The following is a 1021-nucleotide window of genomic DNA, read 5'->3' on the forward strand; positions in this document are numbered from 1 at the left end:
CGGATGTATCGAACGCGGTGTTGGCCATCGCTCTGCGCACGAGGGACCAGACGGCCTCGACGGGGTTGAGATCGGGTGCGTACGGCGGCAGCCGGATGGTGGTGAGCCAGTCGTGTTCGGCCTCGTACCGTTTCAGCCCTGCTGCCAGATGGGTGTTGAGATTGTCCCAAACGACCACGATCGGGGCGCCGAGCTGAATGTGGGCCCGGACGAGGAGGTCCCGGTAGTCCTGCCAGGAAAAGCTCTTCCGTGCCCCCTTCAGCAGGAGGTGGTTGCGGGGCCGGTGAATCAGCCGACTCCCCTCGCCGGGTTTGTAGCAGCACAGCGCAGCCACCGAGGTCCTGCGTCGGGAGCGGCCGCGGACGTGGACGACTGGGGTGTGTCCGCGTCGGCCCCAGGTGCGGGCGCGGGGCGGCGTCATGGAGAATCCGGCTTCGTCCTCGAAGACGATCCAGCCGCCATGGGCCGCCGCTAGGCTTTTACCCGTGGCCACACCTCCCGCTTCCACAACTCGACGGCGTGTTCGTCACGCTCGAGGGCTCTGCGGGCGGGTGCCTGCCAGGACCAACCGTGCCGTTTCAGCAGTCGCCACACTGTCGCTACCGAAAGACTCACCCGCAACCGGCGGCGGATCACGCTCTGCACCCGAACCAGGGTCCACCGCTGATCCTCGAAACCATGCGCGGCCGGCCCCTTCGCCAACTCCTCCTCGAGCACGGTGAACTGGGCCCCACTGATCGTCGGAGAGTTCGCCGGCCCGGCCGAGTACAAGGCCTTCAACCCGCCCTCGCGCCAAGCGCGGCGCCAGCGTTCCACCGACCGCACGCTCACTCGCAGGTCCTTCGCGATCGCCGCGGTCTTCTCACCCGCCGCGAATCGTTGCCCGGCCTGGAGCCGGATCTTCTCCCGAAATGCCCGACGCTCAGCGGTCAGGCCCCCACCCTCCGGATAACGCATACCAACGGCATACCGCAGGGATCAAGAACCGTCACTACCCGACGACAACCCGAAATTCTCAGTA

General features: G+C 66.9%; 2 protein-coding genes. Both read right to left on the minus strand.

Translation table 11 applies throughout. The annotated features are described in order from the left end of the window. Positions 1-421 (minus strand): transposase (locus AB0I68_RS39185; RefSeq protein ID WP_363182225.1); only part of this gene is annotated, 421 nt, incomplete at its 3' end. 50 nt (positions 422-471) lie between these two features. Further along, a complete protein-coding gene (locus tag AB0I68_RS39190; protein ID WP_363182224.1) occupies positions 472-957 on the minus strand; it encodes a winged helix-turn-helix domain-containing protein in 486 nt (161 codons plus the stop codon). Between the last annotated feature and the right edge of the window lie 64 nt (positions 958-1021).

Origin of the sequence: Streptomyces sp. NPDC050448 (assembly GCF_040655295.1) — a bacterium.
Classification (GTDB): Bacteria; Actinomycetota; Actinomycetes; order Streptomycetales; family Streptomycetaceae; genus Streptomyces.